Annotated in this window: 19 protein-coding genes; 14 read left to right on the top strand and 5 right to left on the bottom strand. The window is 63.7% G+C overall.

The genetic code is table 11. The features are described from left to right. Positions 1 to 23: 23 nt before the first annotated feature. The 4 genes from KF708_10455 to KF708_10440 all read right to left on the bottom strand — a co-directional run bounded on the left by KF708_10455 (position 24) and on the right by KF708_10440 (position 6,395). A complete protein-coding gene (locus KF708_10455; GenBank protein ID MBX3413098.1) occupies positions 24 to 821 on the bottom strand; it encodes a DUF4105 domain-containing protein in 798 nt (265 codons plus the stop codon). A gap of 322 nt (positions 822 to 1,143) precedes the next feature. Beyond that, positions 1,144 to 3,498 carry a penicillin acylase family protein gene (locus KF708_10450; protein MBX3413097.1) on the bottom strand — a complete coding sequence of 785 codons (2,355 nt, stop codon included), beginning with the start codon at positions 3,496 to 3,498 and terminating at the stop codon, positions 1,144 to 1,146. A gap of 59 nt (positions 3,499 to 3,557) precedes the next feature. Continuing rightward, positions 3,558 to 4,826: a WD40 repeat domain-containing protein gene (locus KF708_10445; protein MBX3413096.1), complete on the bottom strand. Its 1,269-nt coding sequence runs from the start codon at positions 4,824 to 4,826 to the stop codon at positions 3,558 to 3,560. Between the two features lie 384 nt (positions 4,827 to 5,210). Continuing rightward, positions 5,211 to 6,395: a DegT/DnrJ/EryC1/StrS family aminotransferase gene (locus tag KF708_10440; GenBank protein MBX3413095.1), complete on the bottom strand. Its 1,185-nt coding sequence runs from the start codon at positions 6,393 to 6,395 to the stop codon at positions 5,211 to 5,213. Between the two features lie 407 nt (positions 6,396 to 6,802). On the opposite strand from KF708_10440, the gene KF708_10435 reads away from it, so the two are divergent. The 13 genes from KF708_10435 to KF708_10375 all read left to right on the top strand — a co-directional run bounded on the left by KF708_10435 (position 6,803) and on the right by KF708_10375 (position 19,679). Beyond that, on the top strand, positions 6,803 to 7,828 hold the full coding sequence (locus KF708_10435; GenBank protein MBX3413094.1) for a hypothetical protein: 1,026 nt from the start codon (positions 6,803 to 6,805) through the stop codon (positions 7,826 to 7,828). Positions 7,829 to 8,316: 488 nt separating this feature from the next. Continuing rightward, the gene (gene rpe / locus KF708_10430) at positions 8,317 to 9,018 is read left to right on the top strand and encodes a ribulose-phosphate 3-epimerase (protein ID MBX3413093.1); all 702 of its coding nucleotides are present in this window, start codon (positions 8,317 to 8,319) and stop codon (positions 9,016 to 9,018) included. 7 nt (positions 9,019 to 9,025) lie between these two features. After that, positions 9,026 to 9,607, top strand: coding sequence for a histidine phosphatase family protein (locus KF708_10425; protein ID MBX3413092.1), 582 nt, complete (start codon positions 9,026 to 9,028; stop codon positions 9,605 to 9,607). A gap of 38 nt (positions 9,608 to 9,645) precedes the next feature. Beyond that, on the top strand, positions 9,646 to 10,491 hold the full coding sequence (gene accD / locus KF708_10420) for an acetyl-CoA carboxylase, carboxyltransferase subunit beta (GenBank protein ID MBX3413091.1): 846 nt from the start codon (positions 9,646 to 9,648) through the stop codon (positions 10,489 to 10,491). Positions 10,492 to 10,599: 108 nt separating this feature from the next. Beyond that, positions 10,600 to 11,478 (top strand): serine/threonine protein kinase, encoded by an 879-nt coding sequence (locus KF708_10415; protein MBX3413090.1) that lies wholly within the window; start codon positions 10,600 to 10,602, stop codon positions 11,476 to 11,478. A gap of 624 nt (positions 11,479 to 12,102) precedes the next feature. Then, positions 12,103 to 12,324 (top strand): hypothetical protein, encoded by a 222-nt coding sequence (locus tag KF708_10410; GenBank protein ID MBX3413089.1) that lies wholly within the window; start codon positions 12,103 to 12,105, stop codon positions 12,322 to 12,324. A 279-nt stretch (positions 12,325 to 12,603) separates the two neighbouring features. Continuing rightward, on the top strand, positions 12,604 to 12,993 hold the full coding sequence (locus KF708_10405) for a hypothetical protein (GenBank protein ID MBX3413088.1): 390 nt from the start codon (positions 12,604 to 12,606) through the stop codon (positions 12,991 to 12,993). Between the two features lie 319 nt (positions 12,994 to 13,312). After that, positions 13,313 to 14,155 (top strand): 30S ribosomal protein S2, encoded by an 843-nt coding sequence (gene rpsB / locus KF708_10400; GenBank protein ID MBX3413087.1) that lies wholly within the window; start codon positions 13,313 to 13,315, stop codon positions 14,153 to 14,155. Between the two features lie 149 nt (positions 14,156 to 14,304). Then, complete coding sequence (tsf, locus tag KF708_10395) at positions 14,305 to 15,132, top strand: translation elongation factor Ts (GenBank protein MBX3413086.1); 828 nt, start codon at positions 14,305 to 14,307, stop codon at positions 15,130 to 15,132. A gap of 66 nt (positions 15,133 to 15,198) precedes the next feature. Continuing rightward, positions 15,199 to 15,981: a UMP kinase gene (pyrH, locus tag KF708_10390; protein MBX3413085.1), complete on the top strand. Its 783-nt coding sequence runs from the start codon at positions 15,199 to 15,201 to the stop codon at positions 15,979 to 15,981. After that, positions 15,978 to 16,538, top strand: a complete 561-nt coding sequence (gene frr / locus KF708_10385; protein ID MBX3413084.1) for a ribosome recycling factor — start codon at positions 15,978 to 15,980, stop codon at positions 16,536 to 16,538. Before pyrH ends, frr begins: the two co-directional genes overlap by 4 nt. Positions 16,539 to 16,739: 201 nt before the next feature. Next, a complete protein-coding gene (locus KF708_10380) occupies positions 16,740 to 17,573 on the top strand; it encodes a hypothetical protein (protein ID MBX3413083.1) in 834 nt (277 codons plus the stop codon). A gap of 165 nt (positions 17,574 to 17,738) precedes the next feature. Beyond that, complete coding sequence (locus KF708_10375) at positions 17,739 to 19,679, top strand: hypothetical protein (protein ID MBX3413082.1); 1,941 nt, start codon at positions 17,739 to 17,741, stop codon at positions 19,677 to 19,679. Here KF708_10375 and KF708_10370 read toward each other — a convergent pair. Continuing rightward, positions 19,676 to 19,987 (bottom strand): hypothetical protein, encoded by a 312-nt coding sequence (locus KF708_10370; protein MBX3413081.1) that lies wholly within the window; start codon positions 19,985 to 19,987, stop codon positions 19,676 to 19,678. The two genes, KF708_10375 and KF708_10370, sit on opposite strands and share 4 nt — an antisense overlap. Positions 19,988 to 20,209: 222 nt before the next feature. On the opposite strand from KF708_10370, the gene KF708_10365 reads away from it, so the two are divergent. Continuing rightward, on the top strand, positions 20,210 to 24,307 hold the full coding sequence (locus KF708_10365; protein MBX3413080.1) for a DUF1080 domain-containing protein: 4,098 nt from the start codon (positions 20,210 to 20,212) through the stop codon (positions 24,305 to 24,307). Positions 24,308 to 24,315 lie beyond the last annotated feature (8 nt).

The following is a 24,315-nucleotide window of genomic DNA, read 5'->3' as shown; positions in this document are numbered from 1 at the left end:
GAATCTTTTTTTGAAGTAACGACCTACCGGCGGATCTTCATCGAGAAGTCGGGATCATCGCGGTAGCGATAGGCCAGCTCGTTCACGCGGGCCCGCGCGTGGATTTGTTCGAACGAGCCCTCCTCGGCCAAAAGCCCCAACTCGTAGGCCAGCTTGTCCGAGTAGCCGGGCAGCAGCACGCGGTAGTCGTACGGAATGCGTCCCGGCGACATGTGATTGATGTGAGCGCGGATGTTCGTCGTGCAGTTGTTCGTCAGCGTGTTGTAGAACTCGGGCTGCTCGTGCAGATCGTTCACCCGGGCGAACACGTCTTCGAACAGCACCCGTACCTGCTCCTTGGTGGCCTTGGCGCGGTAGATGTTCACGTCGTCGAGTCGATGGTTGGTGCGCAGGCCGATCAGGTCGCGTTCGTCGCCGACGACGTACATGATCTCGAACTTGTTGGCGACGCCCCCCAGCGGCGCGTACTCTTCCCCCTTTTCCTTGCGGATCTCGACCGAGACCGCGACGTAGTCTTGCCCGCCAAAGCCGAAGCTCATCATCGTGTGCGCCAAAGCCGGCGAGAGCCGAAACGGCACCACGATGAAGTCGACGCTCGAAAGATCGTCGAGATGGTATGTACGGTCGTAGTGGTGGACGTCGTAATCTTGGGTCGAGCGGTACTCGCAGTTGCGAATGTTGAAGATGCGTACCGTGTCGCCGCGGAACTCGGCGTAGGGGAGCACGGCCTGATCGGGCGACCAGTCGCGGTAGTTCGAGGGGCGCAGGGCGCCACAGCCCGCGGTCGCCACCAGGGCGAGCGAGACGAACAGCAGGCGCAGGAGACGCGGCGCGCAGCCGATCACGAGCCGACTTTCGTTGGGCTGAGGTTGCGGCGAGAGTGAACGCTGCTGCCCCAGAACAGGGCAGACTACGACCAGCAAGGCGACTCTTTACCCGGCCGTCCAGATCGCCGCAAGACAAGACGCCGCACGCATGGCACTGCTGGCATCCATCGGCAGAATTGGATTATCCACAGATTACGCAGATTCGGCAGATTGGCTTTCTCGTCGAAGCGGGCTAGCGATGCACGGAAGTGCCAGCACCGAATCTGTGTGATCTGCGTAATCTGTGGGTGAACGCAGGCACGCGGAAATGCGCTGCTTACTTCGCTCCCGTCGCCACGGCCTGGGGCTTTTCGCCAGGGTGGTAAACCACCTTCGCCTGCGCCTCGACATCTTCCCAATAGAAGAGCTCCGGTTTCAGGCGGCTTTCGGAGAGCAACTTCGCCTGGTCGAAGAAATGGGGCGAGTCGGGATGCCCGCTGCTGCCAAACTGCGTTAGCGAAGCTCCTTGCACGCGCGGGCCAAACTCGACCGTACACATGTAGGTGTTCCCCACTACGCCGTAGTGCTTCTTCATCGAACGCACCAGGGGAATAGAGACGCTGGGGGTGTAGTACGCCACGTTCGCCACGCCCAGAGGGCCGGGCAAGCCGGGGCTCGGCAGGCTCGGCTCGTTGTCGTTGAAGGGAATGTCGAAGAAATCCGCCACGTCGGCGTGGCGCTGCAGGCGGTAGACTTCGCCCCAGGGCATCTTCCAATCGCCAAACAGAGCCTTGATCTTGCCCGCCGCGGTAATGAGGGCCTTGAACCTGGCCTCGGGCGAGTTGACGAACTGTGGCTTCAATTTTTCGGCCGGATAGCCAAAACCGTACAGCTCCTCGTACCAGCCATAGCAAAGCGTGGCCTGGGTCGAATCGTTCCCGCCGCGGCAATCCCAATCGAGCAAGTGCTCGAAGTAGGGCTGCGCCTGCCTGGCCAGCGTGGGGTTCGTGGCCTGGAGCGTCTCGAATTCCTCCTGGAAACGCGGCAATTCGGTGAGCGGCCAGTAGAGCGTCGTGTCGAAGGCGGCCCGTTGCCAGTCGTCGAACGTGATATCGTGCATCTGGCGCAGCAGGTAGCGTGAGATTTTCGCGCGGCGCTTATCGTCGTGCTTGTCCTCAGCCATGTAGGGGGGGAAGTCCATCTCGTGCGCGTTGCCGTCGTCGGTCACGGTAAAGGGGCTCGAGTTGCAACTTTGCACGAAACCGCTGGGGGGATTCAGCACCTGCGGCAGGTCGGCCAGTTCGTGATAGCCGTTCCACTCGGTCTTGGGCGAGCTGCCGTCGACCGGCTTGCTCCAGTTATGGCCTGTCTCGCGGCGCGGAATGATACCGTTGTAGAGATAGAAGATGTTGCCGTCGCGGTCGGCGTAGACCGTGTTCATGAACTGGAAGTTCAGCAGCGACATGCCGGCTTTGAACTCGTCGATGTTCTTGGCCCGCACCAGCTTCATCACCTGCCGCAGCAGGTTGGCTTCGTAGAGCTTGGCCACGTTCGCCGAGAGGAACGTGGTGGCGTTTTCCTTGGCCACGATCGGACCGTGGTGCGTCTTGCGGAAGGTGAAGACCTTGTCCTCGAACTTCGTCCCCTTCTTGATGCGCACCGTGTCCTTCCACTCGGTGGCGACGCGATACCCGCCGTCGTAGCGGTAGGCGAGCGGGTTATTCGGATCGTCGAACGTTTCGCGCCACACGTCGGCGATATCGGGCTCGTTTACGGTGAAGGCCCAACCCAGGTACTCGTTGTGCCCCAGGGCGAGCATCGGGTTGCCGAAGAACGTGGCGCCGGTGAAGTTCCAGCCTTCGCCACTACGCATGTGCGCTTCGTAAAACTGGCCGAAGCCGAACCAGGGCTGGTGAGGATTGATGAAGAGCATCGCGTGCTTTGACTTCGTGCGGCTGGGGGCGATGGCCCAGGCGTTTGAGCCCACGTGCTGGCGGAACTCTTCGTTGTAGGGCTGCGTCGCGGCGCCGGCCTGCGCCGTCCAGATCTCCTTGTTCGACCGCGGCATGAATTCGTCGGTCAGCCGCGTGTAGCGGAAGCCCATCTCGAGGATCAATTGCCGGCCGAAGGCGAGCACCATCCACGGCTCGAACTTGTCGATCAATCGTGGCTTCACCTCGGGGTTCTTCGCCAGGAAGAAATTCAGCCCCGCGGTATAGGCGCGAGCGAGCTTGTACAGCTCCGGCTCCATCGTCTTCTCGTCGCGCTGGGCCGAGGGAACGATCTCGAACGCGCGATTGAGCAAATCGGAGTTGAGACCCTTGCGGCCGTAGATCTCGCTATAGCGACCGAGGCCCAGGATGTAGCTGTCTTCGATCTGCCAGAAATAGTCCTCTGCCTGGCAGTAGGCGAGGCCGAAGACGACACTCACGTCGGTGGGGCCGTCGATGTGCGGCACGCCAAAGCTGTCGCGATAGATCTTCACGCTCTGGGCGAGTTGGTCCGCGTCGAACTCGGTCGAGGCGTCCTGTGCCAGGGCGGGTACAACGCCGGTAGTGCAGAAGCCCAGCAGCATCCCAACGACGAGCAGACAAGAGAAGCCGCGCCAGGCCGCGCTCCTTTTGCGCGCCCTCCACCACGAATTCGATCCGACGATAGTGGCGGGTGAACTCTCGATCGAACGCACGAGCATGTCGCAATCCTTACGAACGTGAAGTGCCTGGCGCGACGAACGGGCAGAGCCAGACAGAATTAGTTTTGAGCGCCATCGGCCGGCTTCTCGGCGGGTTCGGCCTCGGCAGGCTTTTCCTCCGCCGGTGGAGCTTCTTCAGCCGGCTGGGCCTCTTCCGCAGGTTTCGCTTCCTCAGCGGGTTTGGCCTCTTCGGCCGGTTTCTCTTCTGGTTTGGCCTCTTCGGCCGGCTTTTCCTCAGGTTTGGCCTCTTCGACCGGCGGGGCCTCGGCGGTCGTTTCGGCCGCTGGCGGTTCTGCCGGCTTTGCTTCGGCGACCGGTGCTAACACCGCGAGATCCTTCGGTTGCCAGCCCAGTTCCCAGGCGCGGATCGAATCTCCCTGCGTGCCGGCGAAGAGCGTCTTGCCGTCGGCCGCGTAGGCCACGGCCCAGCCGGTGTTTTCCAGACCACCGAGCGAGGCACTCAATTCGCGCCGCTCGACGTTCCACACCCTGACCGCGCGGTCGTAGCCGATCGAGGCCAGCGCGGCGCCATCGGGAGAGAATGCGATGTCGGTGATCCAGTTCGTATGTCCGCCGAGGATTCCCTTCTCGGCCGGCGCGGCGACATCCCACAACCGCACGGTGAGATCCGCGCCGCCGCTGGCCAACGTCTTGCCGTCGGGCGAGAACGCCACCGCCGCCACGGCGTCGGTATGTCCTTCGAGCTTTGCTTTTTCAGCGTTCGAGGCGGTATCCCACAGCTTGACCGTCTTGTCGGCGCTCGCCGTGGCCAGCAGCGAACCATCGGGCGAATAGGCCACGCCACGGATCATCGCCCCGTGAGCCCCTTCGATCGCCGACTTTGGTGTGCCCGAGGCCACATCCCAGAAGCGCACGCTGCCATCTTCGCTGGCCGAGGCGAGCGTCGCGCCATCGGGCGAGAAGGCCACCGCGGTGACCCAGTTCTTGTGTCCTTCGAGGTTCGACTTCACCGCGCCCGACTCGACGTCCCAGAGCTTCAACTCGTGCGCATATCCGCCGGTGGCGAGCGTCTTGCCGTCGGGCGAGAACGCCACCGACCAGACGGCGCTTTCGGCGCCCGCGAGCGACTTCTTCTGCGCGCCGCTGGCGACATCCCACAAGATGACATCGCCAGGGCGATAGAGGAGCGAGTCGCCGCCGCCGGTGGCCAGCGTGGCGCCGTCGGGCGAGAAGGCCAGCGACGAAACCCAACGCTTGTGCGTTCCCAGCGAGGGGGCCTCTTCGGCGACTGCCGGCGAGACCGCGAGTAACAACAGCGTCGCGGCCAACAAGGTTGCCGACGAACGGGACGTGATCGGGCGAATCATGGCGAGCTTCCCCAGACGATTTCCAAGTGCAAACTTCCCCCAGCCAGTAGCGCGGGCACCCTGCTGCCGCTGGGGCAAGCATACGCCACTGCGCCTGCTATGGTATGCTCCGCCGGGGCCGACTGCCAACAAATCGGCCCTCATCGTGGCACTTGCGCTCCCGGCCCGGCCGGGGGTGTGACGCCCTCGGTAGACCATTGACTGCGTGATTGCGGCGGATCGTTTCCAACGGGCTTTCCGACGCGGCCTGCCTCGTCTCCGCGAGGCGTCGCGTGGCAAACAGCGCCAGCGAGCGAGCTTGCAGCTTATAGACGTTCGAATCCCCAGCGGATTGGGGGCCAGACGATAGTAGCTGGCATTGTCGATGCCGCGGAAAGGAAGCCGCTAGGCCCCGAGCAATTCGTCGAGGCGAGCCACGATCGCCTGCGCGTCTCCTGGCTGGAGGCAGAAGGGATCGATCACGAGCACCCCGGCTTGCGCTCCAGCGTCTGCCAGGTAGATCGCTGGCGATCCTTGGGCAAGCTCGCGAGCGACCACGATGGCCGTCTGGCGATCCGGCTGGTCGGGGAATTGAAGACGCACTTGCCGCCAGCGGCCCGCGTGTTCGACCAGCGAGACGTCGAGGGCCGTGATGCGTTTCAGCCCCGCCGCGAGTTCGACGGCAACCTGATCGAGCCGTTCGCGTTCGCCCGCTTCGTCGCGCGCGAGGAAACGTTCGAGCGCGACCGCCAGGCCCACGATTTCCTCCTTGCCGATCTTCATCGCGCGCCCCAGGCCATGATTGGGCACGCCGCGCGTCACGACGTCACGATCGACGAGTTCCGCCGGCGGGTTCCACAAGGCGGGCAGGTGGTCCATGTCCCACATTTGCAGCGCGGCCGAAGCGATCAATTCCCGTCGACCGCAGAGGATGCCACTTGCCTGCGGTCCGCGCAGTCCTTTGCCGCCGCTGAAGGCCACCAGGCTCGCGCCGGCAGCGATAAACGTTCGTAGATTCGATCGTGGCGGCAATTCGGCCGAGGCATCGACGATGACAGGCAGAGAATGCCGCTCGGCCACGCGCACGACCTCGTCCAGCCGAAGATCCGAAAAGCCCGCGGCGAACGCCACGGCCACCGTTCGATCGTGGATAGCCGCCTCGATCTCCCAAGGCTGCGGGTCGCGAGTCCGCTCGGCAACCCCCACCTCGACGATTCTTGCACCGGCGGCGCGGAGCGCGTGGTCGTAGCCGTTGCGATGCGAGCGCGCGACGATGATCTCGTTCGGCAGGCCACGGGTGTCGGGCAGGCGGTCCATCCGCGCAAAGTCGAGCCGCGCAAGACAGGCTGCCGCCGCCAGGGTCACGGCCGCGGCGGCGCCGCTGGTGACGAGGCCGGCTTCGGCGCCGGTCGCCTCGGCAATGCGTCTTCCCACGGCGACCTGCAGCTCGTCGATTCTTACGAAGCTGCGCGACGCCTCGGCCATGGCGGCCACGACTTCGGGCTCCATCAGCGAACCGCCCAAACGCGTCAACGTACCGGCGCCGTTGATGACCGTGCGAACGCCAAGGCGAGAATAGATCTGTGACATCCGAACCGTTGCGTGCGAGGTGCTAGCACCAACCGAGACCCGATCGAAACCAAGAGATTGTCTCCGGGCGATTTTCTCGCGGCAAGTGCGGGTGCCCCAGGCGGTCTGGCCAGGCGTGGCAAGGATGGCCCCTGGCGACGGGCCGGATGGGCAGACTCGGCCAGGAATGACGCCAGCGTGAAACCTTGCCGCGCGGCTTCGGGTAGTCCTGTTTCGGGGACGCACTGCGCGCAAGTCGAAGCGGTTGCCAGGGCCTATTCCGGCCACTATGTTGACGCTGACCGTGGATCGGCGGCGCTCGTGCTTCCCGCTCCCCGTTCTCCTCGCGCGTACTTCGGCCGCCCTTGTTCGCGCGCAGCCTCGACTCGGCGGTCTATCAGCTAAGAGAGCACAAGAAAGGTTCACTCATGCGGAAGACAATTAGCACTACGGCACGCGTCGGGCTGTGGGCGGCACTGGCGCTGGCCATTTCGTTCGGTGCCCGCGCCCAGGCGGCCGACGCGCTCGGTTGGAAGTTCAAGGAAGGCGACAAGGTTCAGTACGCCGTGTTGAACGCGCAGCACCGTCTGATCGACGCCAGCGGCGCCGAGTTCGACATCGATTTCGCCTTCACCACCGACGTCACCTGGGTGGTCGACAAGGTCAACGCCGATGGCAGCGCCGAACTGACGCAGACGATCGACCGCGTGCAACTCAAGGTGAACACGCCCTTCACGGGCGAGTTCGGCTTCGACTCGGGCGATAAGGATTCCCCGGCCCCCGAAGGCCCGATCTGGGAACGCATGGGCCCCGCCATCGAGAAGATGGTGGGCGGTCAGTTCAAGGTCAAGGTCACCAAGCGGGGTGAGGTCACCGAGGTCACGTTGCCGCAGGATCTGCTCGACATCATCAAGGAGCAGTCGGAGCAGGGTGGCGGCGGTGGCGGTGCCGGCGCCCTGTTCATGGGGGGCAACATGTTCGGCGAGAAGGCGATGAAGGACACGATCCAGCGCGGCATCGTGATCTTCCCCGAGTCGGCCGACCAGGAATGGACGCACGTCGTCGAAGAGAAGATGGGCGAGTTCGCCACGATGAAGTTCGACACGAAGTACGTCCGCTCCGGCACCGAGAAGAAGGATGGCAAGGAGCTGCAGAAGATCGAGTCGAAGACCGAGATGACTCTCGAGTTGGCCGATGGCGCCGAAGACGGTGACGTCGTCCTCGAGCTGATCGAGCAGGAAGGCTCCGGCACGATCCTCTTCGATGCCGCCGCCGGCCAGACCGTCTCGTCGACCTCGGTGCAAAAGAGCTCGATGGAGGGTGAGTTCATGGGCAACGAAGTCGCCTTCGAGACCGAGAACAAGGTCGTCGTCGTCCTGGGCACGAGCGACAATCTGCCGAAGGACGAGGAAGCCGCCGAAGAGGCGCCCGCCGACGAAAAGTCGGACAAGTAAGTCGTCCGGCAATCGAGATCGGCACGGCCCGCCCCGGGGGGAGCTTTTCCCGTGGGGCGGGCCTTTTTTCGTGCCCTCAGACGCTAACAAACGCCTGCCCCCTGCGCCTCGCTAGCTTGATGGCGCGGGGTTGAGCTGGTTCCAGCGGCGTTGTTCAGCCCCGCGCAGACCCCCAAAAGTGGCCGGGGAATCCCCCGAGATACATGCAGACGCCAGCCGGTGTACTTGATATGCTTGATGCTTCCGTCAGCGGGCGGGCATCTGGTGCCTCGCCGTACGGCGGGAAGGATTGAGGACGCGGCCGCTTGAGCGCTGGATTGCCACGGCTGACGAATATATGTGGGAAGTTCACTTCCGGGATCCCGGCTTCGACGTCGGAATCGGCAGAGCGGCTTTGACGCCGTCTGAGTGCCTTTGCGGCCTACCCTCTTGGTTTTCTTTCTCCCTGATGATGAACTCGGCCGGTGCCATGCGCGCCGGTGGAACGCATGTCCGCACGTCATGACCTTGTCGCACTTCGCCAAATCGGGCCGGTGATCCTGCCGTCTCTGTTGATGTGCGATTTTGGCAATCTCGAACGCGAGGTGCGACGACTCGAGGAGGCGGGCGTCGGCGCGCTTCATCTCGATGTGATGGATGGCCACTTCGTGCCGAATCTGACGTACGGCATGCCCCTGGTTGAGGCGGTGCGGCGTCTGACCTCGCTGGTCGTCGACGTACACCTGATGATCGACGATCCCGTGCAGTACGCCCCCCAGTTTCTCGCGGCGGGCGCGGATCGGCTGATCGTTCACCTCGAGACGCTGCCCGAGCCCCGTCCGTTGCTCTCCGAGCTCGCCGCGAGCGGCGCCGCCGTCGGACTGGCGATCAATCCCCCCACGCCCGTGAGCGCGGTGGTCGAATATCTCGACCTGTGCGACCATGTGCTCGTGATGAGCGTGATGCCGGGCTTTGGCGGGCAGTCGTTCGAGCGCGTCGCCCTCGACAAGATGCGCGAGTTGCGCGCGATCGCTCCGCCGGAACTGCTGATCGAGTGTGACGGGGGCGTGAATGAAGAAACCATCGGCGATTGTGCCGCCGCCGGGGGCGATCTGTTCGTTGTTGGTTCGGCGATTTTTCGACACCCTGATTACAAACCGCGCGTGGCGCATCTCACCCAGCTCGCCGCCGCGTCTATGACGAGTCGCTAGGACATCCATGGTGCAAATCGTTTTGATCCGGCCGGGAGCCACTGACTTCGACGAGCAGGGCCGCATCCAGGGAACGCTCGACATCCCGCTCAGCCCCCAGGGCAACGATGAAATGGCCCGCGTCATTGGCGAGTTGAAAGACAAGGGGGTCGAGGTGATCTACTGCTCTGATGCCGAGCCGGCCGGCGAATCGGCCGACGCGCTGGCCGCAGGGCTGGGGATCAAGGTCAAACGGCTCGATCACATGGAGAACCTCGATCACGGGCTCTGGCAGGGCATGCAGATCGAAGAGGTGAAGCGTAAGCACCCGAAGGTCTATCGCCAGTGGCAGGAGCAGCCCGAGAGCGTGCGTCCGCCCGAAGGCGAGACCGTGGCTGAAGTCGCCGAGCGGATCCGCCCCGCCGTGCAGCGGCTAATCAAGAAACACAAGCATGGTATGATCGGCCTGGTGGCCCCCGAGCCGCTGGCTTCGCTCGTGCGCCAGCAATTGAACGGGCAGAGTTTGGGAGACTTGTGGCGGGCGAGCGATTCCCACGGCGTGTGGGAGTTGATCTCGCTCGAGCCGCAAGGCGTTTCGGCCCATACCTGAGTTTCCGCGGCCTCGCGCCGCGTCGGAGCTGTCTTACGATGTCCAGCGACAACAACGAATCGCGCACGCGCACGACCCGGCAGCCCAAACGTGGCGTGCCCGAAGGGTTGTTTCAGCGTTGCCCCGGCTGCCAGGAAATCATCTTCCGCAAAGAGGTCGAACGTCGTCTCGGCGTCTGTCCCGAGTGCGACTATCACTGGTATGTGTCGGCGCGCGAACGCGTGCGGCAGGTCCTCGATGACGGGACCTTCGAAGAATGGGACGAGAACCTCGAACCGGGCGATCCGCTCGAATTCGTCGACGTGAAGCCGTACGCCCAGCGCATCGTGGCTGAACGGGCCCGGACCGGCTTGCGCGACGCCGTGGTCACCGGCACCGGCATGATTCGCGCCCGGCGTGTCGCCTTCGCCGTGACCGATTCCGCCTTTCTGATGGGCAGCATGGGTTCGGTTGTCGGCGAAAAGCTGACCCGCACCATCGAACGCGCCACGACGCAGAACCTGCCGTTGATCATCATCAGCGGATCGGGAGGGGGCGCCCGCATGCACGAAGGCATCCTCTCCTTGATGCAGATGGCCAAGGTATCGGCCGCGCTGGCGCGCTATCACGAGGCGGGGGGGCTGTATATCTCGGTGCTCACCAATCCCACGATGGGGGGCGTCGCGGCCAGCTTCGCCTCGCTGGGCGATCTCATGTTCGCCGAGCCCCGCGCGCTGGTCGGCTTTGCCGGTCCGCGCACGATCAAGGCCACGATTCGCCTCGAACTGCCCAAGGGATTTCAGACGAGCGAGTTCCTCCTCGAGCACGGCTTCATCGACCGCATCGTCAGCCGCGCCGATCTGAAGTCGGAGATTGCCCGGGCGATCGACTACTGCGGCAAGTAGCCCCGCCCCCTGGCAGACCGCGCCGCACTACCCCCTGCTGGCCCCTTCAACTACGATTGAAGTGCGCATCGCTGGCTGTCGCGGAATGGCTGGGGAGTTTTCTGCCCGATGAGTTTGCTCGATCGATTCATGACGGTGCTCTCCGGCGGCAAGTGCAACGTCAAGTCGCGCTTCGAGCTGCTGCGCGAGGCGATCTCGGGCACCATGTCGCAGACCTATCGCGCCCGCGACCGGCGCAACGATCAGATCGTCGCGCTCAAGATTCTTGATCCGCAAAAGCTGGCCGATCTCGAAGCACGCCTCCGTGGTCTCAATCGCCCCAAGGAAGGGGAGATTGCCATGTCGCTCGAGCATCCCAACATCGTCAAGACCTACGAGCACGGTCGGACGACGAAGGGCGAGCAGTACCTGGTGATGGAGTTCATCGAAGGCCCCGGGCTGAACTCGCTCATCATCGGCCGCAACGACGAGGTGCTCGATGGCATCCGCGTCGAGTTGATCAAGCAGATCGCGCAGGCGATTGCCGCGGTACACAAGGCGGGCTACATCCATCGCGATATCTGCCCGCGCAACTTGATGATCGATCCGAACGGCGGCGTGCTCAAGCTCATCGACTTCGGTCTCACCGTGCCCGCCACTCCCGAGTTCATGCAGCCGGGCAATCGTACCGGGACCCCCAACTACATGGCTCCCGAACTGGTGAAACGGCAGAAGACCGACCAGCGGCTCGACGTGTTCGCCTTCGGCGTCACGGCCTACGAGCTGTGTACTTATGAACTGCCGTGGGATCGCGGCACCACGGGACAGGCCGCCATGGGACACGCCCAGCGTCCCGCGACCGAGATCTTCAAATACCGGCCGCAGATCAACAAACGACTGGCCGAGGCGATCCACAGTTGCCTGCGACGCGAGCCGGACAAACGGTGTCCCTCGATGGAGCACTTTCTGAAAATGGTGCAGAAAGTGGAAAGTGAGGACGAGGGGTAGGCGTGCAGAATGTAGATCTCGACGCCGAATGTTGACCGGTGGGCAGCATGATGCCAGGGTCGCAGAGATGAGTGACGAACCCTACCGTCATAAGGAATTGGAGGACACCGCGCTCCCCGCGCGCATTTGTCCGAAATGCCATCAGCACATTCCTGAATTTGTCGAGTTGTCTGACGCGGATCGGCAGCGTATCGTCTCGTTAATTCGAAACGGTCGGAAGATGATGGCGATGCAGGAACTTCGAGCGTCCACTGGTTGCTCAATCGCCTTGGCAAAACTCTGGGTACTGCATGAAGGGCGGCCTGACACCCAGGGCACAACCAGTCCGTGTCCTTATTGCGGCCAGCCGCTCCGAACGGCGCTGGCCATGCAATGTCTACACTGCCAAATGGACTGGCATGATCCTGCCCGTCCAAAACGACTTGGCCAGTAGGAGTCTGACACATTCACAGACGGCGAGCGCCGAACTCAACTTTTTAGGGGGCAATGTCCGTTGTTTGAACAACTCAGCGAAGCGGCCACGGCAATCAAACCCATCATCGATGTTGTTGCGGGCCTCGGGCTCGCCGCAATCTTTGGTGCTGCCTTGCTAGCAGTCGTGCGGCGTAATGCCCAACTCCGACAATGGCGCACTTCAAGGATGACCTCAACGACTGGGCCGAAAAACTGCTGCTGAAGCACGATCGCCATCCCAAAGAACTCACGGACGACGAATGGAAATCGGAGTGCGAGTCGATGCTCTACGATGCGCAGTTTACCCCATCTGAGATTACACAGATTCTGGACTTGGCTATAATCGTGGCCAAGTCGACTACCGTCGATCTGCTGGACTATCGCGAACGGTAAGGAAGGCGATCATGCCCGACGCGTCTTACTCCACGGAACAGGAAGCCGTCGCCTCGCGCGAACGCGCACAGCAGGCGCGGTTCGCCTCGAAGAGAACAAAGTCGGTAGCTTTAACAGCGATTGGTGCGATTCTCGCTGTCGTCTTACCGATGGTTGGGCTTTGGATCTTGGCCCTCAGTGCGCTGTTTGTCGCATTGATCGGCCTCTCGAACTACTTCGCGGCGAACGGTCATCTGCATCACCTGCAAAGACGCGAGCGATATCGACGAAGACTCGCTCGTGATTTCTCAAAACTTCGACCGGATGGCCCCACACGCCGCGACTCTCTCGATCCAAGTGGCGTGCCGACAGGCTGATTCGCCGCCCGGCACCTGCCTCGCTGAGTTCGGGGTCAGCGTCGATTCGGTTTTTAACATGCCACGCAAAAAGAAGCCGTCTGTCGAAGCACGAATTGTCGCAGGCTTACAAAGCGTTGCCGATGCCCTGGAAAAGGGAGAACGGCTAGAGGATCGCTTCAACTGCCGCACCGTTCGTCTGAACATCGAATCCGTGGCCTATACCCCCGATCGCGTCAAGTCGGTGCGAGACATGTTGGGGCTCAGTCAGGCCCTGTTCGCTCAGTTCCCTGGGCGTATCAACCAACAGTGTTCAGGCGTGGGAGCAAGGTGACCGAGCTCCCTCGCCTCTGGCATGCCGCTTCATGGACGAGATCGCACACGCCCCGGCCGCTTTCCGCAGACGCTTCTTGAGCTTGACGAGCCAGTAAGCGGGGCGAGGCCGCGCTCCGAATCTTCGGCCGGTGCTGACAGCCTAACTTATTTATGGATCAATGGTTGTGGTGCCATTGGTGCGCCCCGAGTTCCTTGAGAGAACATGCCGAGGGAGCGATTGACCACCCGCGCCGGCGCGGGTAGCATGAGTCGCTTATCGCCTTGAACGGCCCAAGGCGGTATGGCGCTTTCCTTTAGCGTCGCAATCATCTGGCCGGATGTCCGCTCAGAACGCCGGACGCCCCTCGGATGCCACGCATCCGACACGGGCCAAGAGCCGGTGTGCCTATGACGAGGAGTTTCCCTTGGCGAACGTATTGGCGAAGGAGTTGATCGAGGCTGGCGTCCACTTTGGCCACCGTGCCAGCCGCTGGAACCCGAAGATGGCCCCGTACATCTTTGGCCGGCGCAACCTGATTCACATCATCGACGTGCGCGAGACGATCCGCGGCCTGTTGCGGGCGCGTAAGTATCTCTCGCAGGTCGCCTCGGCCGGCAGTCTGGTGTTGTTTGTCGGCACCAAGAAGCAAGCCGCCGAAACGATCCAGCGCGAGGCCGCGCGTTGCAACATGCCCTACGTCAGCGAGCGCTGGCTGGGGGGCACGCTCACGAACTTCCGCACGATTCGCAGCCGCCTGGCCCGTCTCGAACAGCTCGACGAGTTGATGTCGAGCGGTCAGATCTCGGTCTACTCGAAGAAGATGCAGTCGGCGCTCACGCGCGAGCACCGCAAGATGCTGCGCAACCTGAACGGCATGCGTACGCTCAACCGCCTGCCCGAATGCCTGGTGATCATCGATCCTCGCAAAGAGCACAACGCCGTGCGCGAGGCTCGCAAGCTGGGCGTGACAACCTTGGCCTTGATTGATACCGATTGCGATCCCGATCTGGTGGATCTGCCCATCCCCGGCAATGACGACAGCATTCGCTCGATCGAGCTGGTCGTGCGTCATCTGGCCGATGCGATCATCGAAGGGAACGCCAACCGGGGTGAAGCGGCAGCGACCCACGCCAAGGCCTACTCGAGCGAGCCGGCCGAAAACGGCGAGGACAAGGACTAACCCGTACCTGCCCGACGGACGAAGCGCCCCGCGCCTCGCGCATTTTCGGCGGTAGCGATCCGCGCGATCGATCCGCCGTCCTGGCCTGGAGGCGAGCGTCGTCCGTTTCCACCTACAAGAGCGCCTAGCGCAAGGGAGATATTGGAACCATGGCAGAGATTTCTGCAGCAGCGGTCAAGTCGCTCCGCGACAAGACCGGCTTGCCGATGATGGAGTGTAAAGAGGCCTTGAAGGAGACCGGTGGCGATCAAGTCGCCGCGCAGGAGTTGCTCCGCAAGAAGGGCCTGAAGACGATGGAAAGCCGCGCCGGCCGCGCCACCGAATTCGGCCGCATGGGCGTCTACGTCGACTTCGACAAGCAGGTCGGCGCCATGGTCGAGCTGCGCTGCGAAAGCGCTCCCGTGGTGACGAACGACGAGTTCAAGCAGTTGGCTTCCGACCTGGCCAGGCAACTCGCCACCGGTCCCGGCGCCAAAACTCCCGACGACCTGCTCGCGCAGCCGTCGCCGAGCAATCCGCAGACGACGCTCAAGGCTCAATTGGATGACCTGACGAATCGCATTCGCGAGGTGTTCCAGGTCACCCAGATTGCGCGCATCGACGGCCCGACGGGGGGCTATGCCCACCACACGGGCACGAACGGCGTCCTCGTCGAGCTCGAAGGGGGCAATCAACAGTTGGCCAACGACATCAGCATGCACGTCGCGGCCATGCGGCCCGACGTCGTCTCGATCGAGGATCTCGATCCAGCCGTGGTGGCCAAGGAGAAGGAGATTCTCTCCGAAGCCGCTCGTGCCGAAGGCAAGCCAGAGAACATCATCGGCAAGATGGTCGAAGGCCGCCTGCGCAACTACTACGCCGAGCGCGTGCTGAACGAGCAGCCTTACGTGAAGGACGACAAGCAGACGGTGGCCAAGTTCGCCGCCGCCCAGGGGGGCAAGATCCGTCGCTTCATCCACTGGAAGCTTGGCAAGTAGTGCGGGGTACGTTCGACCCGGGGCGCGGATACCGACGGCGGGCGGTGCAGAAGGGATCAAGTCATCATGGCCGATACCACGACCGCTGACCGAACGCGTCCACGCCGCGTCGTGCTGAAGATCTCGGGCGAGAGCTTCAGCCAGGCGGGCGAACGGGGCATCAGCATGCCCGAGGTCTCGCTCATCGCCGAGCAGACGCGTCGGGCGGCCGAGCGCGGCGCGGAGATGGCCATCGTCATCGGCGGCGGCAATATCTTGCGCGGCGCGCAGTTCACCTCGAGCAGCTCGAGCATCCAGGAGGCGACGGCCCACTACATGGGCATGCTTGCCACCGTGATGAACGGGCTGGCCCTGCAGGATGCGCTCGAATCGATCGGCTGTGCGACGCGGCTACTCACCGCCATCCGCATGGATGGCGTGGCCGAGCCGTACATCCGCCGGCGCGCGCGGCGCCACCTGGAGAAAGGTCGCATCATCATCCTGGCGGCCGGCACCGGCAGTCCCTTCGTCACCACCGACACCGCCGCCGCGCAGCGGGCGCTCGAGCTCGAGGCCGACGTCCTGCTCAAGGCGACCCGCGTCGATGGTGTCTACAGCGACGATCCGGAAAAGAACCCGCACGCCGTGCTCTACAGCGAGTTGACCTATCACACCGTGCAGCAGCAGAACCTGCGGGTAATGGACTCGACCGCGATTGCCCAGTGCATGGAGCACGACATGCCGATCCTGGTGTTCAATTACAAGAAAGAAGGCAACATCGAGCGTGCCGTGCATGGCGAAAAGGTCGGCACGCTGATTACCAGCCGTGCGGCGTCCGAATTGGCCGCCGGCGGAAGGGCAACCTCATGAGCGCTGAAGAAATTCTGTTCGACGTCGAAGAACGCATGGAAAAGGCCCTGGGCGTGCTCAGGCATGCCATGACGGGCATCCGCACGGGGCGCGCCAATCCGGGGCTCGTCGATGGCCTCCGCGTCGAGGCGTACGGCTCTCCCACGCCGATTAAGCAACTCGCTTCGGTCGGCTGCCCCGAGCCTTCGCAGATCGTCATCCGGCCGTTCGATCCCGGCACGCTCAAGGATATCGAGAAGGCGATCCAGGCCAGCGGGCTCGGCTTCAACCCGATGAACGACGGCCGCGTGATCCGCCTGAACATTCCTCCCTTGTCGACCGAAGTTCGCCGCAAGATGGTGGCGCGCATCAAGGACCTGACCGAAGAGGCCAAGGTGGCCGTGCGCAACATCCGACGCGACGGCAACAAGCTGGCCGATCAGGAGCAAAAAGACAAGCTCATGACCGAGGACGAGTGCGAATCGGTCAAGGAAGAGATCCAGGAGCTCACGAAGAAGTTCGAGAACCAGGCCTCGGATCTGGCACGCCAGAAAGAGGTCGAGGTCATGGAAGACTGAGCGAGCGGCGCCTTGCGCCATCGCCGGCCGCAGGGCGGTTGGCAAACCATGCTGCCGGCGCTTCACCCGTGCGGATGAAGATTCTGTTCGCTCGACTTGCATTCGTGTCGATTCTCGGACAGGCTGGCAATCTGTGCGGTGAGAGTCATCCCATCTGAATCCAGGCTACCTGCTGTCATGCGCTCGAACTTTCGATCTGTCTTGGTCGTTGCTTGGCTGGCGTTCGCCGTGGTGGCCGTCCAGGCCCAGGCCGCCGATCGTGTCGCCTCGGCGTCCGCTTCGCTGGTCGAGGCCGATCGCATCCTGGTGATTGCGCACCGGGGCGATAGCGCCGCGTACCCCGAGAACACATTGCCGGCCTTCGAGTCGGCGGTCAAGGTCGGGGCCGATCTCGTCGAGCTCGACTATCACCACACGGCCGACGCCGTGCCCATCGTGCTGCACGATCCGACGCTCGATCGCACGACCAACGCCCGAGATAAATTTGGCGTCAAGGGGCTTCTGATCAGCAAGCGCACGCTCGAGGAGCTCGCGGGGCTGGATGCAGGATTGTGGAAGGGGGAGCAGTTTGCCGGAGCGCGGCTGCCGACGCTCGACGATGCGGTCACCGCGATTCAAGCCGGTTCGATGACCCTGATCGAGCGCAAGGCGGGGGACGCCAAGACGTGCGTCGATTACCTGCGTGCCAAGGGACTGCTGAACAATGTCGTCGTGCAGGCGTTCGACTGGAACTATGTGACCGATTGTCACAAGCTGGCCCCCGAGTTGGCCCTGGCGGCACTCGGCCGCGACGAGATTACCGGCAAGCGGCTCGACCTGATCGAAAAGACCGGCGCCAGGATCGCGGCCTGGCACGAGGCCTCGCTCTCGTCCGAATCGATCGGCCGCATCCACAACCGTGGCCTCAAGGCTTGGGCCTACACGGTCGACCATCCGCAGCGCGTGCAGGAGCTCATCGACCTGGGCATCGACGGCATCATCACGAACAAGCCGGCTGACGTGAAGCGGATTCTCGCCGAGCAAGCTGGCCGCTAAGTCGCACGTTTTCCGGCTATTTTCCCACTCAAATTGCCCGAGAGCGAAGCGAGGTTGGCCGCCTCCGGCAGCTTGGCATATCATGGTGTCTAGGGAACATCGGGCAACGTTCCTAATCCCACCGGTGAAGATGGCTCGGGCAACACCTCCTGCCTGACGCGGCCCATGACGATTTCCCGCCTCCTTGCGCCCCTCTGCTTTGCGTTCGCGCTTTCGTTGGCTAGCGGCGTTCTGACCGCTGGCGAGCCAGCCGCCGAGGCGACTGCGCCGCTCGATGCGGCGCCGTCCGACGCGGCAACGGCGCCAGTCTCCGAACAGCAAATCGCAACGTTGCTCTCGCAGCTCGACTCCGAAAATTTCGCGGTGCGCGAGGATGCCGCCCGGCGGCTTGGCGAGTTGGCGTCCCTTCCTCGATACCTCGCTGCCCTGGCTGCGAATTTGCGTCGCGTTTCGCTCGATCCGGCGACGTCGTTCGAGGTGCGCACGCGGATCGCCCCCATCCTCGAACAATTGCGGGCGGAACCGTCCAGCGGCAAGAACGCTCTGCCAGCGCAGCAGGGAGAAGCCCCCACGCCCGAAGAGATCGACCGACTGGCCGCGGCGCTGACCGATGACGAGTACGGAGTGCGTGTCGGTGCGATAGCACGCTTCGACTGGCTGCTGCGGCATCGCGAGAACGTGCCCCAGATTTATGCCACGCTCAAGCGGCGCATGGCCGATCCCACGCTCGGTGAGTCGGGGCGTCGCGATATCGCGCCGGTGCTCGAGCGCGCCCGCGGCGCCTGGCTGCTGGGGCCCGATGACGAGGCGGTGCTCGGTCCGGTGTCCGACGAACAGATGGTGGCTTGGATCGATCTGCTCGCCATGCCCTTGGCGGCCGATCGCGACGATCGCCGTCGCGCGCAACGGCGCCAGGCCGAGCAGGAAGTGCTCGACCTGCTGGCGCGAGCTGCCTACGTGAACAAGGTCGCGCAAGCACTCGGCGAGCGACTCGCCAAGCCCGGGCTGACCGACGATGCCCTCCAGCGAATCGAGAATCTGCTGCACTGGACGAAACCCGCTCTGGTGGCGGAGTTCTGGTTCGTCGATCCTTCGGCCGGTAACACTTCGACGGGCGAACTGCGACACGGCGGCGTCCAGTATCTGCTAGTCGGAGTGCCCAGCCTGGGCGAAGGGGCCGAACGCCCCAGTCACTTCGACCGCATCGACGATCGCGAGGCGCACTGCGTGAGCGGCAATGCACTTTCCGAAGGGAACTATCCCGTGGGGGTGCTGTTTCCTCATCCGCAGCAGGAGAGTGCGTTTTTTCATTTAGTGAATCTTCCCGCACCGCGCCGCCGTATGGCGTACGAGCACTATCTGCGTACCGATGAGGAGCAGCGTGCGCGCGACCTCAGTCGCCGTACGCTCGAGGCCATCGCCGCGCGCAAGTCGCCGTTGCAGCCGTCCGAGATTCTCATGCTGGGCGCCGTCGATCGTGAGGAATTCTCGCGTTTTGTCGGGCCCTATTTCATGGCCGTCGACGACACTCCCTTCGAGATTGAGTTGGCGGCTAACACGCCGGCCGGGCAGACGAGTCGTCATGGTCTGATCTGCTTGATGCTGGCGGACCGCGGCACGCCAACGGCCATTCCCGGATTGCTTAAGGCGATCGAGGCCAAACGCATTCTTCCGCCCACCCCGGGCGGGCCCTGCGACATGCCGTGGATCGCCGCGTTGGCCATTGCCAGTCGCGTGCAGGAGCGCCGCGAATGGCCCGATGTCGACGACTGGCTCGCCAGCCTCGTCCCGCGCACGGAGCCACTCGTGCTCCCGCGTCGCAACGTCAAGCCGGAGGAAATCAACAGCGAGGACGATGCCCCCGAGATCGGCGAAATGTATCCCGACCTGGGAGCGACGGCCGCAGCCATCCTGCTGCGTCGCCATGGCATTGCGCCGAGCGTCTACGGCCTCGAACCGATCGGCCGGCAGTTGCTCATTCACGTCGGATGCCAGGGGCACCGTTTTACGCAAGCCCACCAGCGTGAGGCCCTGCTCGAATGGTGGGGCGACCGGCAGACCGCCCCCTCGGCGACCAGTGCTGCCACTGCTTCGCCGCGACGTTAATCGGTCGGCGGAGGCAAGTCCTCGCTGGGCGTCGCGGCAAGCTCTCTGGCCAGCCGCAAGAATCTTATCGCCAACCAGACCGAGAGTGGGAAGCAGGCGAGGCTCGTCAGGCCGAACGTCAGTGGGACGATCTGGCCACTGCGCCACGAAACGGGCCAGTCGACCGAGTACGTCAGCCACGTGCCCACGGTGAAATTGACGCTGCTAAACATCGTAAAGGTCGCCACGGCGAACCAGACTCGCGCGAGGCTGGGACGTGCCGGTTTCACCTCCGGAGCTTGCGGCGATTCGTAGGGGTTCGTCGTCATGGCAGGTATCGTAACCGATCCCCGCGGATGCCTGTCGTCGACGAGGTCCTGGCCCGGCATCGGCCGGCGGCAGCATGCTCGCCACCGGCAATTCGTTCGAGTACCATCGTGTGGGGTATTCGAGGGTTGTTTCCCGTTCGTGAGCCGGGAATTATCCACCCCATCCGCAGTTCAGCACACCATCACTCCACCCACGCATCGCAAGGCGCAGGCGGTACATCTATGCGATTTCGAGTCGGGCGTTTCATGCCCCTGTCGTTGATTCTGGCAATGGCGTTCCCCGCCCTGCTCTTGGCCGCCGATCCGCCGGAGGGGATCGCCCCGATCGACGACGACGGCAAACGGCTGAATCTCGATTTCGAGTCGGGCACGCTCGAAGGTTGGGTCGCGCAGGGCGATGCGTTCAAAGGCCAGCCCGTGCGCGGCGATACGGTCCATGCTCGCCGTGGCGACTCGCACAGCCGCCACGAGGGAGATTTCTGGATCGGCACGTTTGAAGTCGCCGGCGATCGTCCGCGCGGCACGTTGACCTCGGCCACCTTCAAGGTGACGCACCCGTTCGCCAGCTTTCTGGTAGGTGGTGGACAGAATGCGAACGCCTCGCGCGTCGAGCTCGTGAGCGCGAAGGACAAGACCGTCTTGTTCCAGGCCTCGGGCGAAGACGCCGAAGACATGCGTCCCGCCGTGGCCGATCTCGGCCAGCACGTGGGCGAGGAGATCTTCATCCGTCTGGTCGACAATTCAGGCGGCGGCTGGGGACACATCAACTTCGATCATTTCCGCTTTCATGCCTCGAAGCCCAGCTTTCCGGGACGCGAACGCGCCGGCACGCTCGACGTGATCGCCAACGCGGGCCTGTCGCCGGAAGAGGCCGCCCTCGCAATGACCGTGCCCGAGGGCTTCCGCGTGCAGCTTTTCGCGGGCGAACCGGACGTGCATCAGCCGATCGCGATGGCGATCGACGATCGTGGCCGCCTGTGGGTGGCCGAGGCCTACGGATACCCGCAGCGTGTCAAGGATGACAAGGCGGCGGACCGGATTCTTATCTTCGAGGATAGCGACGGCGACGGGCACTTCGACTCGAAGAAGGTCTTTGCCGACAAGTTGAACCTGGTCAGTGGTTTGGAGCTTGGCTTTGGTGGCGTGTGGGTCGGCTCGGCGCCGCATTTGTTGTTCATTCCCGACGCCGATGGCGACGACGTTCCCGACGGCCCGCCGCAGATCCTGCTCGATGGCTGGGGCTATCAAGACACGCACGAAACGCTGAACGCCTTCACCTGGGGCCCCGACGGCTGGCTCTATGGTTGCCACGGCGTGTTTACGCATTCGCTGGTCGGCAAGCCCGACACGCCCAAGGGAAAACGCACGCCGATCAACGCGGGCATTTGGCGCTATCATCCCACGCGGCACGAGTTCGAGGTCTTTGCCCACGGCACGAGCAACCCTTGGGGGGTCGATTTCGACGAACATGGCCAGGCGGTCTGCACGGCCTGCGTGATTCCCCACCTCTTCCACATCATCCAAGGGGCGCGCTATCACCGTCAGGCCGGGCAGCACTTCGAGCGTTACACCTACGACGACATCAAGACCGTGGCCGACCACGTACACTGGCTTGGCGAACGACCCCACGCCGGCAACAACCGTTCCGATGCCGCGGGGGGCGGTCACGCGCACGCCGGGGCGATGATCTACCAGGGGGGCGCCTGGCCCGAGGAATATCGCGGCCGCATCTTCATGAACAATATCCACGGCGCGCGGATCAATACCGACATTCTCGAGCCGCGCGGCTCGGGATTGGTCGGTCACCACGGGCCCGACTTCTGTCTGGCCAACGACAGTTGGTCGCAGATCCTGAATTTGTATTACGGTCCCGATGGCCAGGCCTACATGATCGACTGGTACGACAACAATCAGTGCCATCGGCTCGAGATCGACGTACACGACCGTTCGAATGGCCGCATCTTCAAGATCGTCTACGGCGATCCTCAACCCGTCGCAGTCGATCTCAAGAAGCTCGACAACGCGGTGCTGGTCGGTCTGCTGACGCACGAGAACGACTGGTACGTGCGCCATGCTCGCCGTTTGCTGCAAGAGCGCGCGCAGGCCGGCCAGGTCGATGCCGCCTCGCAGAACAAGCTGATGGAGCTGGCGTTGGCCCATCCCGACGAGACTCGCCGTCTGCGGGCATTGTGGGCCTTGCACGCCGTGGGGGGCGTCACTCCCACGCGTGTGGCGCAACTGCTCGACAACGATAGTCCTTTCGTCCGCGCCTGGACGATCCAGTTGGCGCTCGAGCAATCGCCCCCGGACGAGGCGTTGCTCGCGCGACTGGTAAGGATGGCCCGCGCGGACGATTCCCCCGTCGTGCGGCTCTATCTTGCCTCGGCGGCGCAGAAGGTGGCCATCGACAAGCGGTCTGAATTGGTGCAGGCGCTGGTGGCGCATGGCGAGGATGCCGGCGATCACAATCTGCCGCTGATGTATTGGTACGCGGCCGAGCCGCTTGCCGAGCCCGACATGAGCCAGGCCTTGGCCGTGGCCAGCGACGGCAAGATTCCGCTCGTGCTCGAGTTCATGGTCCGCCGCGTCGGGGCGATCGGCACGCCGCGGGCGCTCGACACGCTCGTGGCCGGGCTCGCTGCCTGCGACGACGACGAAGCGCGGCAACTCGTTTACGTGCGCGGCATCAACGAGGCCCTCAAGGGGCGGCGCCGCGTCGACATGCCCCAGGGGTGGTCGGAGGTGGCCCAGTGGCTCATGGCCAGCAAGTCGCCCGATCTGACTTCGCTCGTCGAGTCGCTGTCGGTGACGTTCGGCGATCCGGCCGCGCTCGCGCGCGTCCGCGAGTTGGTCGTCGACAGTACGGCCGATCTTCCCACACGCCGCGTGGCGCTGGCCACGCTCTTGGGAGCGAAGGATCCGGAGCTAGCCGGCGTGCTACAGAAGCTGCTCGCCGACGAGACGTTGCGGGCCGAGGCTTTGCGCGGGCTGGCCCTGTACGACGATCCGCTAACGGCCGAGGCGATCATCGCCGTCTATGCCAGGCTCACCCCGGCCGAACGCCGCGATGCGCTCAACACGCTGGCCGCGCGAGCGCCCTACACGCTCGCGCTGCTCGACGCGATCGCCGCCGGCAAAGTGGCCTCGTCCGATATCTCGGCCGATCTCGTGCGCCAGATGCGCAACTTGAAGCATGCCGACATCGATACCCGCCTGGGCGAAGTCTGGGGCACCGTGCGCGAGACGAGCGAGGACCGCGCGAAGCTCATCGCCGAGTACAAGCAGCGTCTCGAACGCAAGCCGGCGATCGAGCCCGACCCCACGCACGGCCGCGCGATCTTCGCCAAGACGTGCGCCCAGTGCCATGCCCTCTTTGGCGCCGGCGGAAAGGTGGGACCCGAGCTCACGGGCTCGAATCGTGCCAATCTCGAATACGTCCTCTCGAACGTGCTCGATCCCAGCGCCTTGATCTCGAAGGATTATACGGCCACGGTCATCGCGACCGACGACGGCCGCGTCGTGACCGGCATCGTGAAGCAGGAAAACGACCAGGCGGTAACGGTCGTGACGGCGAACGAGACGATCGTCATTCCCCAGGGGGAAATCGACCAGCGCGAGCTGAGCGCGCAGTCGATGATGCCCGATGACATCTTCAAGCCACTCTCGGACGATGACATTCGCGCCTTGATCGCCTACCTGGCGAGCCCCGCGCAGGTGCCCATGCTGGCCACCGCGGACAACGCGACGTCCCTCTTCAACGGCAAGGATCTGGCCGGTTGGAGCGGCGACACGTCTCTCTGGAGCGTCGAAGAGGGGGAACTGGTGGGCCGTAGCCAGGGGCTCGATCACAATGAGTTCCTGATGAGCGACCTCGCCGCAGGCGATTTCCGTTTGAAGCTCAAGGTGAAGCTCGTCAACAACGCCGGCAATAGCGGCATCCAGTTCCGCAGCGAGCCACTCGAGCACGGCGAGATGCGCGGCTATCAGGCCGATATCGGCGTCGGCTGGTGGGGCAAGCTGTACGAAGAGAACGGCCGCGGCCTGCTGTGGAAGGCCTCGGGCGAGAAGCACTTGAAGCCCGGCGAATGGAACGACTACGAAGTCGTCGCCGTGGGAGATCGCCTGCGCACCTATCTGAACGGCAAGCTGTGCGTCGATCTCGAAGATGCGCCGGGCGCCAAACGCGGCATCTTCGCCCTGCAACTGCACTCCGGCCCGGCGACCGAAGTGCGCTTCAAGGATTTTCAATTGGAGGTGGATCCCACGGTTGAGCTGGCTCGCGAATCGCAGGATAAGCCGGCCACGCGGGGAGGGGAGTAACGCAGGCG

The organism is Pirellulales bacterium (assembly GCA_019636335.1).
GTDB lineage: Bacteria > Planctomycetota > Planctomycetia > Pirellulales > JAEUIK01 > JAHBXR01.
This window is presented reverse-complemented; position numbering and strand designations above follow the sequence as displayed.

Bases quoted from the DNA above. Each gene is read 5' to 3' on its own strand.
- KF708_10365 (MBX3413080.1), top strand. From the start codon at position 20,210: ATGCGATTTCGAGTCGGGCGTTTCATGCCCCTGTCGTTGATTCTGGCA.
- tsf (MBX3413086.1), top strand. From the start codon at position 14,305: ATGGCAGAGATTTCTGCAGCAGCGGTCAAGTCGCTCCGCGACAAGACC.
- rpsB (MBX3413087.1), top strand. From the start codon at position 13,313: ATGTCCGCTCAGAACGCCGGACGCCCCTCGGATGCCACGCATCCGACA.
- accD (MBX3413091.1), top strand. From the start codon at position 9,646: ATGTCCAGCGACAACAACGAATCGCGCACGCGCACGACCCGGCAGCCC.
- KF708_10370 (MBX3413081.1), bottom strand. From the start codon at position 19,987: ATGACGACGAACCCCTACGAATCGCCGCAAGCTCCGGAGGTGAAACCG.
- frr (MBX3413084.1), top strand. From the start codon at position 15,978: ATGAGCGCTGAAGAAATTCTGTTCGACGTCGAAGAACGCATGGAAAAG.
- KF708_10415 (MBX3413090.1), top strand. From the start codon at position 10,600: ATGAGTTTGCTCGATCGATTCATGACGGTGCTCTCCGGCGGCAAGTGC.
- KF708_10440 (MBX3413095.1), bottom strand. From the start codon at position 6,395: ATGTCACAGATCTATTCTCGCCTTGGCGTTCGCACGGTCATCAACGGC.
- pyrH (MBX3413085.1), top strand. From the start codon at position 15,199: ATGGCCGATACCACGACCGCTGACCGAACGCGTCCACGCCGCGTCGTG.
- KF708_10410 (MBX3413089.1), top strand. From the start codon at position 12,103: ATGGCGCACTTCAAGGATGACCTCAACGACTGGGCCGAAAAACTGCTG.
- KF708_10375 (MBX3413082.1), top strand. From the start codon at position 17,739: ATGACGATTTCCCGCCTCCTTGCGCCCCTCTGCTTTGCGTTCGCGCTT.
- KF708_10445 (MBX3413096.1), bottom strand. From the start codon at position 4,826: ATGATTCGCCCGATCACGTCCCGTTCGTCGGCAACCTTGTTGGCCGCG.
- rpe (MBX3413093.1), top strand. From the start codon at position 8,317: ATGTCCGCACGTCATGACCTTGTCGCACTTCGCCAAATCGGGCCGGTG.
- KF708_10450 (MBX3413097.1), bottom strand. From the start codon at position 3,498: ATGCTCGTGCGTTCGATCGAGAGTTCACCCGCCACTATCGTCGGATCG.
- KF708_10425 (MBX3413092.1), top strand. From the start codon at position 9,026: ATGGTGCAAATCGTTTTGATCCGGCCGGGAGCCACTGACTTCGACGAG.
- KF708_10435 (MBX3413094.1), top strand. From the start codon at position 6,803: ATGCGGAAGACAATTAGCACTACGGCACGCGTCGGGCTGTGGGCGGCA.